Origin of the sequence: Candidatus Synechococcus calcipolaris G9 (assembly GCF_029582805.1) — a bacterium.
GTDB lineage: Bacteria > Cyanobacteriota > Cyanobacteriia > Thermosynechococcales > Thermosynechococcaceae > Synechococcus_F > Synechococcus_F calcipolaris.
In genome coordinates, this window is the sequence record NZ_JAKKUT010000005.1 from 184,920 (window position 1) to 199,471 (window position 14,552).

Annotated in this window: 15 protein-coding genes and 1 pseudogene; 6 read left to right on the top strand and 10 right to left on the bottom strand. The window is 49.9% G+C overall.

Annotation, left to right across the window (positions count from 1 at the left end):
• Positions 1-28 precede the first annotated feature (28 nt).
• From L3556_RS13305 to L3556_RS13340, 8 genes and pseudogenes are all read right to left on the bottom strand, one after another.
• Positions 29-769 carry a phycobilisome rod-core linker polypeptide gene (locus L3556_RS13305; protein ID WP_277867819.1) on the bottom strand — a complete coding sequence of 247 codons (741 nt, stop codon included), beginning with the start codon at positions 767-769 and terminating at the stop codon, positions 29-31.
• A 4-nt stretch (positions 770-773) separates the two neighbouring features.
• Positions 774-1,607: a phycobilisome rod-core linker polypeptide gene (locus L3556_RS13310; protein ID WP_277867820.1), complete on the bottom strand. Its 834-nt coding sequence runs from the start codon at positions 1,605-1,607 to the stop codon at positions 774-776.
• Between the two features lie 14 nt (positions 1,608-1,621).
• The gene (locus tag L3556_RS13315; protein ID WP_277867821.1) at positions 1,622-2,302 is read right to left on the bottom strand and encodes a HEAT repeat domain-containing protein; all 681 of its coding nucleotides are present in this window, start codon (positions 2,300-2,302) and stop codon (positions 1,622-1,624) included.
• Between the two features lie 2 nt (positions 2,303-2,304).
• On the bottom strand, positions 2,305-3,123 hold the full coding sequence (locus tag L3556_RS13320; RefSeq protein WP_277867822.1) for a HEAT repeat domain-containing protein: 819 nt from the start codon (positions 3,121-3,123) through the stop codon (positions 2,305-2,307).
• A 23-nt stretch (positions 3,124-3,146) separates the two neighbouring features.
• A pseudogene (locus L3556_RS13325) lies at positions 3,147-3,383 on the bottom strand (phycobilisome linker polypeptide); the annotation flags it as partial.
• Positions 3,384-3,420: 37 nt separating this feature from the next.
• The gene (locus L3556_RS13330; protein ID WP_277867824.1) at positions 3,421-4,284 is read right to left on the bottom strand and encodes a phycobilisome linker polypeptide; all 864 of its coding nucleotides are present in this window, start codon (positions 4,282-4,284) and stop codon (positions 3,421-3,423) included.
• A 114-nt stretch (positions 4,285-4,398) separates the two neighbouring features.
• On the bottom strand, positions 4,399-4,887 hold the full coding sequence (cpcA, locus tag L3556_RS13335; RefSeq protein WP_277867825.1) for a phycocyanin subunit alpha: 489 nt from the start codon (positions 4,885-4,887) through the stop codon (positions 4,399-4,401).
• A gap of 74 nt (positions 4,888-4,961) precedes the next feature.
• Positions 4,962-5,480: a phycocyanin subunit beta gene (locus L3556_RS13340; protein WP_277867826.1), complete on the bottom strand. Its 519-nt coding sequence runs from the start codon at positions 5,478-5,480 to the stop codon at positions 4,962-4,964.
• A 332-nt stretch (positions 5,481-5,812) separates the two neighbouring features.
• On the opposite strand from L3556_RS13340, the gene L3556_RS13345 reads away from it, so the two are divergent.
• Positions 5,813-6,568: a uracil-DNA glycosylase gene (locus L3556_RS13345; RefSeq protein WP_277867827.1), complete on the top strand. Its 756-nt coding sequence runs from the start codon at positions 5,813-5,815 to the stop codon at positions 6,566-6,568.
• A 39-nt stretch (positions 6,569-6,607) separates the two neighbouring features.
• On the opposite strand, the gene L3556_RS13350 is transcribed toward L3556_RS13345, so the two are convergent.
• Complete coding sequence (locus L3556_RS13350; protein ID WP_277867828.1) at positions 6,608-7,003, bottom strand: PadR family transcriptional regulator; 396 nt, start codon at positions 7,001-7,003, stop codon at positions 6,608-6,610.
• Between the two features lie 623 nt (positions 7,004-7,626).
• Between L3556_RS13350 and L3556_RS13355 the strand changes: the two genes are divergently transcribed.
• From L3556_RS13355 to L3556_RS13375, 5 genes are all read left to right on the top strand, one after another.
• A complete protein-coding gene (locus L3556_RS13355; RefSeq protein ID WP_277867829.1) occupies positions 7,627-9,171 on the top strand; it encodes a serine/threonine protein kinase in 1,545 nt (514 codons plus the stop codon).
• A gap of 110 nt (positions 9,172-9,281) precedes the next feature.
• On the top strand, positions 9,282-10,115 hold the full coding sequence (gene budA, locus L3556_RS13360) for an acetolactate decarboxylase (RefSeq protein WP_277867830.1): 834 nt from the start codon (positions 9,282-9,284) through the stop codon (positions 10,113-10,115).
• Complete coding sequence (locus tag L3556_RS13365; protein WP_277867831.1) at positions 10,115-11,851, top strand: ABC transporter ATP-binding protein; 1,737 nt, start codon at positions 10,115-10,117, stop codon at positions 11,849-11,851. Before budA ends, L3556_RS13365 begins: the two co-directional genes overlap by 1 nt.
• Before the next feature lie 54 nt (positions 11,852-11,905).
• Positions 11,906-12,562, top strand: a complete 657-nt coding sequence (locus tag L3556_RS13370; protein ID WP_277867832.1) for a class I SAM-dependent methyltransferase — start codon at positions 11,906-11,908, stop codon at positions 12,560-12,562.
• A 305-nt stretch (positions 12,563-12,867) separates the two neighbouring features.
• Positions 12,868-13,944, top strand: coding sequence for a chlorophyll a/b binding light-harvesting protein (locus L3556_RS13375; RefSeq protein ID WP_277867833.1), 1,077 nt, complete (start codon positions 12,868-12,870; stop codon positions 13,942-13,944).
• Positions 13,945-14,064: 120 nt separating this feature from the next.
• Here L3556_RS13375 and L3556_RS13380 read toward each other — a convergent pair whose 3' ends face one another.
• On the bottom strand, positions 14,065-14,292 hold the full coding sequence (locus L3556_RS13380; RefSeq protein ID WP_277867834.1) for a hypothetical protein: 228 nt from the start codon (positions 14,290-14,292) through the stop codon (positions 14,065-14,067).
• Between the last annotated feature and the right edge of the window lie 260 nt (positions 14,293-14,552).

The following is a 14,552-nucleotide window of genomic DNA, read 5'->3' on the forward strand; positions in this document are numbered from 1 at the left end:
CAAATTGCTAAATGAACAAAAGCTCAACCTAGATCAACGGAAAGGCCGCTGTCGGGTTAATGGACGCAGGCACTGCACTACCCTCGGCTCGGCTCGTATCAGGAATCTGGATAGAGTCCGTCTGCACAGAGGTGAAGGGAACGGGAACGATAGTAACCGTGCGGGCCATGGCGAGAAAATTATTAATGTCTCCCCATTTGTACCGGCTGTCTTCTAACTTATCGCGCCAGTAGGCCCCATAGCGCGGTGTGACTAAATTAAACGGCCGATCTTTATAGCGTCGCCGTTGGTAGGGGACGGTGCTATCCCCAAAGTTTTGGCTGTATTCGTCGCTGTCAATGAGAGTATCGACAAATCCCTGCCAGCCCTCAGTGGCAATCTGAATCGACCAAGCCAGTTCCTCATCTTTACCGTAGGGAGCGCGGCCCAGCAGCCGTTTTAGGGATAGCTCCACAATGCGATAGTTTGAGTTTGTTTCCACCACTAAACGGCGAAAGGTCTCAGACTTGGCCAAGCCACGTACAAAATCCCGCACGGAAATGGCTCGATTGCGTAGCTGGGATTCAAGATGGGGTTGGCGGCTCGTCTGAAGTAAGACATGCTCACTAAAGACTTGCCGATAGGCTGCCCAGATTAATTCATCAATACTGCCAAGATCGGGGCAATCCTCTAGGCGATAGAGGCGAGGCGTTTCTTCGGTGCCGACATCATAACCCGCAACCCGTTGATTTTGGGAACTGGGGCTATAGTCAAGGAGAGGAATGGACATAGGATTACACCTTGGGCTGGGTGGGCAAATAACGGTAAGGAAGGGCAACTCCAGTAGCTTTGATCGGGGTTGGGGATAGATCGCGATCGCAGGTGCTATCGGGCACTTTCACTAAACTAGAGGTAGCCCGGGCCACATGACGCTGACTGTCAATGGTCGGAACCAAGACACTGCGGGCTAAGGATAGGAAATTCGCCGGAATTGCCCCGCGAATCACTTGTTTATCTAAGGGGCCAGAGGAATAGTAGCGCACCTGATAGTAAGAGCGGCCAGACATGGCCATTTCCTGGTTGCGCCAGTAGTCACCATAGCGGGGATTCACCAAGTTGTAAGGACGACTCATCCGCCGCCGCCGTTGGTAGGGCACAATATCCGCACCAAAATTGCTCTGGTATTCATCACTTTCAATCAGGGCATCAATAAAGCCCTGGAGACCCTTCGTTGCCAGAATAATAGACCAGGCAATTTGTTCATCTTTGTTGTAGGTGGGGCGACCCAGGAAACGCTTAAAGGAAATATCCACTAAGCGATAGTTTGAGTTTGTATCGGCGACTTGCTGGCGATAAACCTCTGATGTTCCCAGACCGCGAATGAAATCCTGGACGGAAATGGCTCGGTTTCGTAGTTGAGACTCTAAAAACCGCTGGCGATAACTCTCGATAATCAAATGCTCACTAAAAATCTGGCGATAGGCCGCCCAGATCAAAGCATCGATCGCCGCATTATCTGTGGCATCGGTTAAGCGATAAATGACGGGGTCATCATCGGCGGGGACTTCAAAACTAGTGACTCGTTGATCCAGAGTTTTGGGTTTAACACCCAACAAGGGCAAAGACATAGGATACCAATCCTCTATAGGGGACGCATGGACACAGGGGAAACAGCTTGAAAAGGTTGTAGGGCTAATTGGGCCCGGGCCCGCACCGCAATATCCACATCGGCTTGACTGATCTGCTTTAATCGGGCCAGTATCTCGGCGGCAAGAGGCCCGCTCACCGTCGATCCATTCATCGTAAAAACAAGCAGTTCAGCAAGTGCTACGACAACGGCATAGCGCAAAGACCAATCCGATTCTTGAATCAGTTGGCTGAAGGCGTTCAACACTTGGGTTTGGGCGGCAACGGCTTCCCGATCGCTCAGTTCTTGCCAGCGAAGGTGGCCCAAGCCCTTAATGGCAGCCCGGCGAACACTGGGGGCAAAATCTGTGAGGGCCGCTTGCAGAAGTAAATCTAAGGACTGGGGATGACCGATCGCCCCTAGGACACGAATGCTATAGGCCCGGGCCCCATAGTTATACTCATCTAAGGCTGCTAGGACTGGGGCAACGGCACAATCCCCTAGGTTAATTAAACCCTGAACCGCCGCTAGGGCAGCCCCCGGATTATTATACCCGAGAACCCTAATTAAGGTGGGTATGGACTCAGGATAAACTAAGTCCGCTAGGGCCTTGACGGCACTGCTTAAAGACTCAGGGGAATCTGCTTGATCAACCGCCGTTATCGCCGCTGCTACCGTTGTCGCTGCTGTTGTCATTTTTATAACAACCCATCCATCAAGGTAAATAGGGTGGTCACCCGTGGGGTGATCTCCCCAGACTGGGCGATCGCGGTTTGAACTAATCCCCGCAGGGCAATGAGCTTAAAGCTATTTTCCACCGGAGCTTGGGCGATCGCCTCGGCCCCTGGAACATAGCCCATGGCCCCTAAATCCAAGAGGGCACTGCGCCGTAATTGCACATCCTCTGCCCTTAGGGCCGGCAGCAATCGCTCACCGTAGGAGTCATTTCCCGTCAACTGATACAGGGCCCGGGCCGCAGCAAACTCAATGCGTTCACAGTCATGGCCGAGGAACGGCTCAATATCTGCGATCGCCTGACGAGCGCCCAATTGCCCCAGACTTTCAATGATGGCTTCGTAGGGTTGTACCAGATGGGGACGACCGGGAACAAACTGGGCCACCTCAATGCCGCCGGCCAATAATTCCAACAGGGGAGTAATCCCTTGGGGATCAGCCAACTTACCGAGGGACTGGGCCGCCGCTTCCCGAACGTAATAATCCTCACAGTCTAGACAATGAATCAATGGCTCTACGGCCCGGAGATCTCCGAGCTTACCGAGGGCCCGGGCCGCATTCCGCCGCAGAGGATAGCCTCCCAACGCCGTGCGATCGGATTCATCCCCTAGGGCAGCAATTAATGCCCCAACTGCGTCCCCCCGCTCCGATGGTGTGCCATCAGAGCCAAATTTACCCAGCCACCAAGCGGCATAGTAACGAAGACTGGTATCCTCGTGACTCAATTGTGCCGTCATTGCGGCCATGGTTAGGGTGACATCAGCAGAGGCAAGGGCTGTCATGAACTGTGAATCATCCTCAATTAACTATCAGCGGATAACGCAGTAATACTCAGGATTTTGCCGCCCATGCGATTAATCCGTTGCATTTCCTCATTCATCCGGCTGTAGGCTACCGTGATAAATGTACTGCCACTCCGACGAATGGGATAACCCATTTTGTCCGTTTCATCATTTTGACGTAGGCCAGAGACTTCATAGCGGAAGACCCGACCGCCAGAAGGACTATTGGCGGTGCTGCCCGATGTCGTTTGACCAAACATGGATACTGCCTCCGAAAGAACTAAGCAAACTAATCCCTTAAGCCGGGTTAATACTGATAATCCGAGCACCTAGACCCTTTAACTGCTGCATTTTGCTCAACAGTTGCTCATAGGGGACTAGGAACGCATTGCTACTGCGGCGAACACTAGGGTATCCCGGCTGGCGGATTCCTGAGACTTCAATGCGGTACACACGACCACTTTTACCGTAGGAACCACCTAGGCAGGCCCGAGGCGGCGTATCGGAACTGGCAGCATAGTGGGACCAGCTACCATCGCTACTGGAGGGAGCAACCACGGTGGATGGCGTATTGGTGGCCAAATCCCGGGCGAGGCGAGACATGGTGCCTTCGGACTGGGCGCGATCGCTATTGGCATAGCCCCGATAAAGCCGGAACATACGACTAAAGCCGAGGCTAATTTGGCCCGTATGGAATTCAAAATCCCGATAGTGAGGAACAACGGAATCCCCAAAGGCATCGGTATATTCCTGGGAATCAATGTAAGAGTCAATGTCGGCATCAAACCCTTCATTTTCATAAAGGTTGAGATGAAAAGTGACCTCAGACTCGTCGTAGGGGGCCCGCCCCAAAAGATGTTTGTAATTGAGTTCGATTACACGGGTTTGAAAATTGCCGTAGAAAAACTTGACTTTATAAAGTTCGGATTTGGCAACGGCACGGACAAATTCCCTTACCGTAATTTTGCCATTCCGTAAAAGGGACTCGGCACTGGTGAGCCGTTCCGATTTCATCAGATAATCATTGCCCAAAACCTGGCGATAAACGGCATTGATTACCGTTGTAGCATCCTCATCACTCCAGTTGGGGCGTAGTTCTACGCGGGGGGCATCACTGAAGGCGGAGGTACCCAGGCGAGAGGCGGCGGTAGTTATAGCCACGGTACAAAACTCCTATGACATCAAAGGTGGGTATAAACAAGCCCGGTGCTGTAAACAAAGCGTCAGCCATAACCGACTTCTGCTTACCTCACCGGGCCTCATCAAACGCTACTACTAGCTCAGGGCATTGATAGCGTAGTCGATGTAAGCGTTGGCTTCCACGGCTGCTTGGCCGCTGAGACCATGGCTAGCTTTGATGTTCTTCAGAGCTTCAACATACCAGCTAGGGGCAAGATCAAAGGTGCTGTTGATCTCGGCCAAACCAGCCACTAAGAACTCATCCAAAGGACCGGTACCACCAGCAACTAAGGAGTAGGTGATAATCCGCAGGTAGTAGCCGATGTCACGGGCACACTTGGCTTTCCCTTCGGGGGTAGAAGCGTACTGAGAACCTTGGGTTGAGGTGGTGTAAGGGAACTTTTGGTACACTGCTTGGGCAGCCCCATCAATTAAGCCTTGGGCGTTGCTGGTTAGGGCACGGGCAGCTTCTAAACTTGCTGTGGCCCGCTTGAAGCGACCGTCAGCAGCTTGTAGCTCAGTGTTGCTTAGGAAACGGCCTTGGGTATCGGCAGCAGCGATGGCTTCAGTAATCGGGGTCTTCATAGTTTTGAGATGTCTCCCTATAGTTTGCGTTTTACAATGCGGTCAATGTGACGTTGGAATGAGCTAACGATAGCTTAGGCAACAGCAGCAGCAGCGCGATCGAAGTAGCCAGCCACTTCGGAAACCAAGGCACTGCAATCCCCAGGGGTAATGCCATTGGGATCGTTAGCAATGGCGATAGCAGCATCTTTCATTTTTTGAACGCCAACAGCCACGGAAGAACCAGGGGTTCCCAGGGCTTGGTAGGTTTCCCGCAGACCATTCAAGCAGCGATCATCTAGGACACTGGAGTCGCCGGCCAAGGTGGCGTAGGTGACATAGCGTAAGATGATTTCCATGTCGCGCAGGCAAGCAGCCATACGACGGTTGGTGTAGGCATTTCCACCGGGTTGGATCAACTGGGGTTGCTCAGCAAACAACGCACGGGCTGCATTGGCAACGATGGTCGAGGCATTGCTGGTGATCCGGTTGACGACATCCAACCGCTTGCTGCCTTCTTTTACCAAGCCGGACAAGGCATCGAATTGGGCACTGGTGAGAAATTCACCCCGGGCATCGGCCTGAGCCACAACTTTGGCAAATGCATCTAGCATGGATCAATTCTCCTTAATTAAAGAAGTCAGAACTTCGTTTGCAAGTTTCTAATAAAACCAAGCTGTATAAACAGCCGGGAAGGGAAAACACGATTTAACGATATCGGTACTCCACTTGGTAGCGAGGATGACATCTGTGAGTGTGAGACCCTTCAGGTATTTCTTATACAATGCCGTGGGAATCGTGTTTATTGGAAGTTATTAATTCGTAAAACAACTGAAGAAATGAAAATATTTTTCCGGCGATCGCCACTAATGGGAGCCAAAAATATTAAATTTTTTATAAATTTGGTTAAGTTTGTTTAAGTTATCCCCGACGGAATCTTGCATTTATGAATGAACCGCAGCAATTTAGTCTCTTTGAGGAAATATCGCCCTTGGCATCCGACGTTGCCCCGAATATTTCTGAGGGGGAAGCGGTCAAGTTGTCCCCTGATGATAAAATCGCCCCTGAAGACTACGATAAAATTCCCTCTTCAAGCAGTATTTCTATTCCCCCGGGAACCTACGAAAACTTGGAAGCGTTAGGGGAGCATTGTCAGGTTTGCCAGCGGTGTGACTTGGGAGCAACCCGTACCCATGTGGTGGTGAGTCGGGGGAATCCCCAGGCAAGGCTGATGATTATTGGCGAGGGGCCCGGGCAAATGGAGGATGAAACGGGGCTACCCTTTGTGGGTAAGGCGGGCCAACTCTTGGATAAAATCTTGGCATCGGTAAATTTAGATCGCGATCGCGACGTTTACATTTGCAATATCGTGAAATGCCGGCCACCGGGCAACCGTGTCCCCACCCCCGAAGAATCAGCGGCCTGTTTACCCTATCTGTTGGAGCAAATTCGCCTTGTGGATCCAAAAATTATTCTTTTAGCAGGGGCAACGGCAGTGCGGGGACTCTTGAACGAGAAACAAGGCATCACAAAACTGCGGGGAAAATGGCTGGAGTGGAATGGACGGCTGTGTATGCCCATTTTGCACCCAGCGTATCTTCTCCGTAATGCATCACGGCAACCGGGAAGTCCAAAGTGGTTGACCTGGCAAGATATGCAGGCCGTGCGCGATCGCCTCCACCAACTCACATCGCAACCTTAATCAGGTATGAAGGCTTAGTCAGGCATTAGGGCGTAGACATTAGGCTTCTTCGGCGTGTTTTGCCCGGGCTGAGGGGGATTTTTCAAAGGTACTTTCGTCCTGAAGATAATCCAGCCATAGTTTTGCCAAGCTTTCGGCCTGTTCTTCTTTGGCCTCTACCACATGGTACATACGACGCGGCCGACCCCGACCTTCAACTTTTTTCCAGTAGCCACTGATGATTTGTTCGTCTTCTAGGAATTTCAGGGCACTGTAGAGCACCGTATCGGAAAGGCGATAGAAGGGATAGTCGGACTCAATGGACTGAATCAGAGCCGTGCCATAGGAGTCTCCCTTGGCAACCAGGGTATGGAGGACGTAGCAGACAGCGACCTCTTTGCTGAGATAAACGGGCGGTGGCTGACGGAAAAAGCTATAGATATCGTCTAATTTCATAGCAAACCATCCCAATAGGGTTTAAGTAGTCAACAGATGAACCAACACTCTCCTATGACCAGGAAACCGCACTACCACTAGCGAATAAACCAGAGAATATAAAAAGGCTCAAGGATATAACAGCAGGTTAAGATGTGCGATCGAAATAGGAGAGTACACCAGGAAACTACAGGGAAATCATAAATGCTCAGCAACAGCAAAATCAAGAGGTCAGAGCCATTATCTAAAAAATAAACAGATATTTCGCCTCTTTTTACTACGGCTCCTAGGTTTCAGGGATAGGGAAAACCAGGGGCGATCGCCCCATTCCCATTGCCTATTTTTGTCTGTAAGTGATCTAAACCAAGCAGATTCTGGGAAAACCTTACTGCCATAGTTTAGTGGAAATTGAAAATTACCTGACCTACAGTTAATCCCCATTGATAAAATCTATTTTACAAAGGAGAAATAAACACTATGGATAAAGTAAAATATTCTACGGCTTAACTCCCCAGTGAGTTGTCCCAGTTTAGAAAATCATAACCCCGAAAATTTGCCATCGAATCACTAGGAATAAGCCAGATACCGTTAGCATAAATACAAGAGGATGCTCATGGGTCAATCATCAAAGCTGGGGATAAGCCATGCACGATAGCCACAACGATACAAATGTTGGTCAGACATTAATGAATCGCTATCGCCTAGCAGAATTGATCGGCAAAGGCTCCATGGGGCGAGTCTATCGGGCGGAGGATGTTCTCCTGGGGGGGGTTCCCGTTGCGGTGAAATTTTTAGCCCAAGCCCTAATGAATGAGCGAATGAAGGTGCGTTTTGCCCAGGAAGCTCGGGCAGGAGCCCTGTTGGGTCAAAAAAGTATCCATGTTGTCCGTGTCATTGACTACGGCGTTAATCCTGAAGATGTGCCTTTCTACGTGATGGAGTACTTACAGGGAGAAAACCTGAGTGATTTACTCCTAGAGGAACCCTTGCCCCTAGCCCGTTTCCTGCGCCTTGCTCGCCACATGTGTTTGGGCCTTCAGGTTGCCCATGAGGGGATCATGATTGAGGGCCAAAATTGTCCCATTATTCATCGGGATATTAAACCCAGTAATGTTTTGGTGGTAACGGATCCGGCCCTAGGGGAATTGGGCAAAGTTTTAGATTTTGGGATTGCCAAATTTCTCAGCGATCGCCCCGACGATAATCAAACCTCATCCTTTATGGGAACCCTTGCCTACTGCTCTCCCGAACAAATCGAAGGGCGGGACTTGGATCATCGCTCCGATATTTATAGCTTGGGCATCACGATGTATGAGCTACTCACGGGGAAGATGCCCCTACAAGCGGAAACCCATTCCATTGGCAGTTGGTTTAAGGCCCATCACTTTCAGCAGCCGATTCCCTTCCATGTGGCGAGTCCGGGTTTAAACCTGCCGAAAGAATTAGAAACCCTGGTGATGGACTGCCTGGCCAAATCCCCGGTGGAACGGCCCCAAACCATGGCGGATATTCTCAAGGCCTTAATTCCCATTGAAGAACGCTATGGCACGGGCCGGATTACCCAACCCGGCATTGATCTACCGCCCCTCGACTCCGACACGGACGAGCCACCCCAGCCGCAAGTTGCCCTGCAATCCGTCGAAGAGGCCTGTTGGCAAGCCACATGGCCAAAGGATAAACCCCTAGCGGAAATTGTTTTTCCCCAAGCCATTCATGCCCAACGGGAATCCTCCGCATCGGTATGGGTGATGTTGCCCCGCAACGAAATTGATCGCCGGATGTTAAATACCCGCTACAACCAGTTTTTGTTTACCATGTCCCCCCACCCGATGATTCTCTGGATCACCACCATTTATGATCCCCAGCAGGGGCCCCGTTGGTTGCCCTGCTACTTAGATATGAAGCAAGCCCGCAATCAAGACCTGTGCATGTTATTGGCGGCCACGGGCTACTATCCGCTGCTATTCTTTTCTTTGGAAGACTCTAAACACTGTATTAATGTGATGACAATTACGATCGCCACATTTCAGCGGCAATTATTGCGGGACTGGGTACAGTCGAGTAAAAACTTGCCCAGTAGCTCCACTGCGGCCATTAGTCGCAACTTGCTCAAGACCGAGTTTGAAAACTATAAACCTAAAATCTTAGCTAAGCTGGAACATGTCCGGGGAGGCGTACTCATTGACTAAGGGCCGCTCATTGACTAGAGTCCGTTGTGGCCGTTATGTTTGCTGCATTGAGTTTTAGCTAAGTGATCTGATTCTGATTCGATTCCATTTCTATTTCCCCACCATCACCCATGAATCATATTCTCCATTGCGCGATCGCCCCCCATCTGAAAACCGCCCTTGACCTTCATCAACGGACTAGCGGCCTAAGTCTGAGTGAAATTTTAGAGCAAGCCCTCTCCCAATACCTAGAGGTGGGGGAAGAAACCCTCTTTCAAACTTCGACGATTAATGCCTTGGTGGAGGGGGTGTACCGGGGTGACTTAACCGTAGCGGAATTAAAGGAACATGGTGATTTTGGCCTGGGCACCTTTAATGATTTAGATGGGGAGATGGTGGTACTAGATGGCCAGGTCTATCAACTCCGCAGTGATGGTACCGCCCATGTGGTGGAGGATGGGATTAAAACTCCCTTTGCTACCGTAACCGTCTGGAATCAGGATATTTTCGCCAAAAGCCAAGATCCCCTCACCTACGATCAATTACAGAACCATTTGAGTCGATTACTCCCCTCCGAAAATATGTTCTATGCCATTCGGATTGAGGGAACCTTCAAGCAAATTAAAACCCGTACCGTCAGCCGCCAAACCGAACCCACTCGCCTTATTGATGCCGCCGCCCAAGCCACGATTTATACATTCAATAATATTGGGGGAACACTGGTAGGTTTTTGGGTTCCCCTCTATATGCAAACGGTGAATGTCCCTGGGTTTCACCTGCATTTTCTTAGTAAAGATCTCAGCGTGGGGGGGCATTTATTGGACTGCTTGACGGATGACATTACCATTGCCCTAGACGAAACCCCCTTTACCCAGATTGCCTTGCCGGATACTTCAGCATTTCGTAGCGTTGATTTAACAAAAGATACCCGCCATGAACTCGAAGCTGCGGAACAGGATCGCTAATGTCCCTGAGGTTGAGTTATCGCCCCCTGGTTCCCTACGTCCTATCCCATGGCAAAAAACTCACCTTTGCCTTTATCTGCACCCTAGGCTTTGTACTGACGATGCCGGCGATCGCCTACCTGATTGGCCAAGCCGCCACCTTTATTGCCGAAGGTGATTTACCGCGCCTCATTCGCTGGTCTGCGGCCTCCTCCCTGTTGTTTGTGGGCCGTGGACTCAGTCAATTTGGCCAAGACGCGCTGATGGCGGATATTTCCCTACGCATTGTCTTAGATATTCGTCAGCGTCTCTATCGTCATTTGCAAAGCCTCGGCCTGGACTATTTTGAAACCGCCGCTACGGGGGATCTCACCTATCGCATCACCGAGGATATCGATCGCATTGGTGAGGTAATTAACCGCAGTTTCCATAGTTTTTTCCCAGCGGTACTTACTCTAATCACCGTTTTGATCTACATGATCTATCTGAATTGGCAGTTAACCCTGGGTACCCTAATCATTGCCCCCTTGATGGCCCTGCTGATTGGCTCCTTTGGCAATCGGTTGCTCAAGTTTTCCCACCTGAGCCAGAGCCGTATTTCCGATTTGTCTTCCCTTTTAACGGAGGTTTTTAGCGGCATTCGCCTCGTCAAGGCCTTTGCCGCCGAAGATTATGAAGTAGAGCGATTTCGCCAAGAGGCGGAAAATAATCGTCGCGCCCGTTATGCCACCGAACGGGTAAAAGCAATTCAATATCCAGTGGTGGGGTTTCTGGAAGCCCTCAGTGTCATTTGTCTGTTTATTTTAGGAGCGTGGCAAATCGGCCAGGAACACCTGACGGGGCCAGAATTTCTCAGTTTTATTACCGGGGTTGCCCTCCTGAGTAATCCCATCTATGCCATTACCTCAGACTATAACGAACTCAAGCAGGCAGAGGCTTCCGTTGATCGAGTGTTTGGCCTGTTTGATTTACAACCGAATATTCGTGAACAGCCCAATGCCCAACCCCTTCCCCCCATCAGTGGCAAAGTGGAATACCGCAATGTCACCTTTTCCTATAGGTCCGAACAGCCGGTTTTACAGCACCTAAATGTTTTGGCCCTCCCCGGTGAGATGATTGCCCTTGTCGGCCATTCTGGAGCGGGAAAATCTACCCTGGTGAATCTGTTACCTCGGTTCTATGATCCCCAGGCTGGACAAATCTTGATCGATGGCATTGATATTAAAACCATTACCCTGAAAAGTCTGCGTCAACAGATTGGGATTGTTCCCCAGGAAACAATTTTATTTTCCGGCACGATTGCCAACAATATTGCCTTTGGCCAAAGAGCTATTCCCCTAGAGGCGATCGCCGCTGCGGCCAAAATTGCCAATGCCCACGATTTTATTCTTGGTTTTCCCGACGGCTACCAAACCTGGGTGGGGGAACGGGGAGCAAATTTATCCGGGGGACAACGCCAGCGGTTAGCCATCGCCCGGGCCATCCTCCTGAATCCACGAATTTTAATCCTGGATGAAGCCACCTCCGCCCTTGATTCCGAGTCAGAAGCCCTCGTACAAGAAGCCCTAGAGAGGGCCACAGAAGGTCGAACAGTTTTTGTGATTGCCCACCGTTTAGCCACAGTACGTCGCGCCGATCGCATTTTAGTGCTTGACCAGGGCCGTGTCATTGAATCCGGTAGCCATTGGGATCTTTTGCACCAGGATAACGGTACATCCCGCTACGCCCAGTTCTATGCCCAACAATCTGAGGGTTGAAAAGTTGTCATTTTACTACCCCAAAGGATCGGGTTTCAGAATTAGGAGCTTGCGATGAAAATGTCCGCCAGCGATCGCCACAAACTTGATCAAACCGATGATGCGCTGTTCTATCAACTGCCTCGATTTGTCACCCATGTGGATCAGGGTTTTATTGATCAGTTAACCCAACTCTATCGCCAATACCTGAGATCAGGAATGCGCGTTTTAGATTTAATGAGTAGCTGGGTATCCCATTTGCCCGCAGAGATGACCTTTGATCAGGTTTGTGGGCATGGTCTTAATCAAGAAGAGTTAGCCAAAAATCCCCGCCTTGATCATTATTTTGTCCAAAATTTAAACCAAACCTTAGAACTGCCCCTGGAAGATGAATCCTTTGATGCCGTACTCATTGCCGTTTCTGTGCAATATCTCCAGTATCCCGAAGCCATTTTCAAGGAGATTCAGCGGGTTTTATGTCCAGGGGGTGTGGTGATTGTCAGTTTTTCTAATCGAATGTTTTTCCAGAAGGCCATTCAAATTTGGCGCGAGGCTAGGGATGGCGATCGCCTACAACTGGTGCAAAATTACATCAATCTCGTACCTGGCTTCAGAGAGCCGATAGTTTATAAAAACCCTGGTGCTAGTTTCCGTTTACCCTGGTTTCCAGAACCCGACCCCTTTTATGGAGTTGTGGCCTTAAAGTCATCGTCCCTACCTGAGCCTGCTTGATCGTTTAGATATTGAGAATAATTTTTATCCCTTTCTCCTTCTAGCGCCTCTGACTACTGCAAACCTGCTCCCAAGCTTCCCCCTAACTAGCGATCGCTAATTTTCCCTGAAATTTGCGGAATCAAGAAAAGGATTAACCACACATTCGCCTAAATTAAGTAAAAAAAGAAATTAAACTTAATAAATCTCCCCTAACCTATTGCAAGTAAATCTCAATAGCTATGCTAGGATTGTCATCGAGCTTATTGAATTATTTTCTTAATAAGCTACTGACTTTATCCTTGAATATTGATAGGAGATAGCTTATGGCGATCGCAACAGGGGAATTGAACTCCCCGGCCAGTGCAGCCTTACAGACCTATGGGGAATCAGAGGTTACCTACGACTGGTGGGCAGGAAATGCCCGATTTGCCAGTAAATCTGGGTTATTTATTGCGGCCCATGTGGGACAAGCTGCCCTGACAACCTTTTGGGCCGGGGCCTTTACCCTCTACGAAATTTCTATGTACAACCCCGACCAGGCAATGGGAGAGCAGGGCTTAATTCTGTTACCCCATTTAGCCACCCTAGGATGGGGAATTGGCAGTGGAGGTCAAGTGGTGGACACCTATCCCTACTTTGTCATTGGGGCTGTCCATCTCATTGCCTCCGCCGTATTAGCCGCCGGTGCTCTTTTCCATGCCTTTCGCGCCCCAGAGGATCTGCGGGAAGCCAAGGGCCAGGCCCGCAAATTTCACTTTGACTGGAATGATCCCAAGCAATTGGGATTAATTCTTGGTCATCACCTCTTATTTTTAGGCATTGGCGCACTCCTGCTCGTCATGAAAGCAATGTACTGGGGAGGTCTGTATGATGCCACAATTCAAGAGGTTCGCCAGGTCGTCTCTCCCACCCTGGATCCCTTTATTATTTACGGCTACCAAACCCACTTTGCTGGGATTGATAACCTAGAGGACTTGGTGGGTGGCCATATCTATGTTGCCCTACTACTGATTGGAGGCGGAATTTGGCATATTTTAGTTCCACCCCTGAATTGGGCCCGGAAAGTTTTGATCTTTTCCGGTGAGGCCATTCTGTCCTACTCCTTGGGTGGGATCGCCCTAGCGGGTTTTGTGGCCGCCTATTTCTGCGCCGTCAATACCTTGGCTTACCCCGTAGAGTTTTACGGCCCACCCCTAGAAATTAAGCTCGGTATTTGTCCCTACTTTGCCGACACCATTGACTTACCCCTAGGGCAGCATACACCCCGGGCTTGGTTAGCCAACGCCCATTTCTTTCTCGCCTTCTTCTTTTTGCAGGGCCATCTTTGGCATGCATTACGGGCGATCGGTTTTAACTTCAAACGAGTTGAAAATTTACTCAATGGGGCCATGGAAACCTAGGTTGATCACCTAAGGAAGCCAACCTAAGAAAGCCTGGAGGTAGGATAGAGTCTCAACATTCAAAAAAGACTCCGTTCTATCTCCTCTTTTCTGAACTGAATAAACCCTCCGTGATTTTACTTATTTTTCACAGTTAGCTAAACAAATGGTTCGTGTTTCTGCACAGGTGGCAAGGGTAGCCGCATTGTTGTCTGCTTGGCGAACACAGCGTGTATAACGAGATTGACAGGCTTGTTCTGGAGACTGATTGAGGACAACGGTAGCACCAATATGCATCGTCGAACTACTGAGTAATAAACTGGCAACTAAGGCAGTAAGAGAGAAAAATATCGCCTTTGTTGCAAACATCCCCCTATTCATATCTACCCCCTAGGTCATCCATCGGACCGAAGACGGCAGTTGATTAACTTCATCCTGTATTGGATGATGGATCGAATGGGTGATTGGTTTTCTAAAACCGCAAGCTAATCCTGCACTCGCCAGATCCTAGTGGTCTGAACGAATACATTCTGCACAGCAAGCTAGATAGGCTCATTCCAGTCGTGACCGGTGAAGCATACCTGCGATCGCTATGTACTTTGGAACTATCTCAGGCTAACGACTTAGGT

Excerpts from the sequence above, each read along its gene's own strand:
- L3556_RS13380 (WP_277867834.1), bottom strand. The coding sequence starts at position 14,292 with ATGTTTGCAACAAAGGCGATATTTTTCTCTCTTACTGCCTTAGTTGCC.
- L3556_RS13305 (WP_277867819.1), bottom strand. The coding sequence starts at position 769 with ATGTCCATTCCTCTCCTTGACTATAGCCCCAGTTCCCAAAATCAACGG.
- L3556_RS13355 (WP_277867829.1), top strand. The coding sequence starts at position 7,627 with ATGCACGATAGCCACAACGATACAAATGTTGGTCAGACATTAATGAAT.
- L3556_RS13310 (WP_277867820.1), bottom strand. The coding sequence starts at position 1,607 with ATGTCTTTGCCCTTGTTGGGTGTTAAACCCAAAACTCTGGATCAACGA.
- L3556_RS13375 (WP_277867833.1), top strand. The coding sequence starts at position 12,868 with ATGGCGATCGCAACAGGGGAATTGAACTCCCCGGCCAGTGCAGCCTTA.
- L3556_RS13365 (WP_277867831.1), top strand. The coding sequence starts at position 10,115 with ATGTCCCTGAGGTTGAGTTATCGCCCCCTGGTTCCCTACGTCCTATCC.
- L3556_RS13350 (WP_277867828.1), bottom strand. The coding sequence starts at position 7,003 with ATGAAATTAGACGATATCTATAGCTTTTTCCGTCAGCCACCGCCCGTT.
- budA (WP_277867830.1), top strand. The coding sequence starts at position 9,282 with ATGAATCATATTCTCCATTGCGCGATCGCCCCCCATCTGAAAACCGCC.
- L3556_RS13345 (WP_277867827.1), top strand. The coding sequence starts at position 5,813 with ATGAATGAACCGCAGCAATTTAGTCTCTTTGAGGAAATATCGCCCTTG.
- L3556_RS13320 (WP_277867822.1), bottom strand. The coding sequence starts at position 3,123 with ATGACAGCCCTTGCCTCTGCTGATGTCACCCTAACCATGGCCGCAATG.
- L3556_RS13370 (WP_277867832.1), top strand. The coding sequence starts at position 11,906 with ATGAAAATGTCCGCCAGCGATCGCCACAAACTTGATCAAACCGATGAT.
- L3556_RS13340 (WP_277867826.1), bottom strand. The coding sequence starts at position 5,480 with ATGCTAGATGCATTTGCCAAAGTTGTGGCTCAGGCCGATGCCCGGGGT.
- L3556_RS13315 (WP_277867821.1), bottom strand. The coding sequence starts at position 2,302 with ATGACAACAGCAGCGACAACGGTAGCAGCGGCGATAACGGCGGTTGAT.
- cpcA (WP_277867825.1), bottom strand. The coding sequence starts at position 4,887 with ATGAAGACCCCGATTACTGAAGCCATCGCTGCTGCCGATACCCAAGGC.